The 1,193-nt window shown below is 68.7% G+C and carries 1 protein-coding gene and 1 pseudogene; one reads left to right on the top strand and one right to left on the bottom strand.

Features of this window, described 5'->3' with window-relative positions; genetic code table 11:
* A pseudogene (locus ACZ6X9_RS33765) lies at positions 1–572 on the top strand (IS5 family transposase); the annotation flags it as partial.
* Between the two features lie 20 nt (positions 573–592).
* Here the strand turns inward: ACZ6X9_RS33765 and ACZ6X9_RS33760 are convergent.
* Complete coding sequence (locus ACZ6X9_RS33760) at positions 593–1,141, bottom strand: GNAT family N-acetyltransferase (RefSeq protein WP_469781871.1); 549 nt, start codon at positions 1,139–1,141, stop codon at positions 593–595.
* Positions 1,142–1,193: the final 52 nt, after the last annotated feature.

Below are 1,193 nucleotides of genomic sequence, written 5' to 3'. Positions count from 1 at the left end.
GTTGTCGCGGTCGACTCGACCATCGTGCGCGCGCACCAGCACGCGGCCGGGGCCCGCAAAAAGGGGCCCCGGCCGGCGAGCCCGGCGACCATGCCATCGGACGCTCCCGCGGCGGGCTGACGACCAAGATCCACCTGGCGGCCGACGGCCGCTGCCGCCCTCTGTGCTTCGTCCTCACGCCCGGGCAGGCCGGTGACGCCCCCGCCTTCGAGCGGGTCATGGCCAAGGTCCGGGTGCCACGGCCCGCCGGAAGACCCCGCATCAGGCCGGATGCGGTCCTGGCCGACAAGGCGTACTCGTCCCGTGCCATCCGCGAACACCTGCGACGACGCGGAATCCGGGCAGTGATCCCCATCCCCGCCGACCAGCAGACACACCGCAAGCGACGCGGCAGCCACGGCGGCCGGCCACCCGCCTTCGACCGCCAGGCATACAAGCAACGCAACACCGTGGAGCGGTGCATCAATCGCTTGAAGCAGTGGCGCGGCATCGCCACCCGCTACGAGAAGACCGCAACTATCTACCTGGCCGGACTCCATATCGCTGGCATCTTCCTCTGGTCCGCTCGTTGACCCAAACGAAGCTGCCTAGCTCAACCGGATGGCGTGAGCGAGGACCACACGCCGAACCACTGCTCGGCGCCGTACTCCTCGAACCGTTCCACCTCGGTGAACCCCAGCTTCGCCGCGAGGCGCATCGCGCGGTCGTTGGCGGTCTGGGTGCAGAGCACCACCGGCTCGCCGGGAAGCGCATCGGCGAACCAGTCAAGTGCCGCTGCGCACGCCTCGGCGGCGTACCCGCATCCCCACGCCTCCGGCAGGAACACGTAGCCGAGCGTGGCTTCGCCGGCTTCCGGACGAACGTGACCCGGATGCTCTGCGCCACGAGGATCGAGCGTGACCATGCCGATCATCGCTCCGTCGAGATCGATCACGAAAAGACCAGGGCGCCGTCCGGGCACCTCAGGCATCGCGCGTTCGAGCTCAACACGCGGTCGAGGGCCACCGATGTAGGTGCCCACCTCTGGCGAGGCGAAGAGCTCGATGAATGCCGCACGGTCCCGGGCCTCGGACTCGCGGAGCACGAGCCGTTCGGTCCGTATCGGGGCAGGTGGCCAGGCAACGGATCCGAGTCCAGTCATGGCGGGCAACCTATCGCACGCCAGTGAAAGTGATCCGAAAGAGACGGCCTAG

The organism is Streptomyces sp. NPDC052910 (genome assembly GCF_055585605.1).
The sequence above is the reverse complement of the archived record's forward strand: the minus strand, read 5'-3'. Positions and strand labels throughout refer to the sequence as shown.

What these genes read in the sequence shown, in the direction of transcription:
- ACZ6X9_RS33760 (WP_469781871.1), bottom strand. Translation starts at nt 1,141, where the DNA reads ATGACTGGACTCGGATCCGTTGCCTGGCCACCTGCCCCGATACGGACC.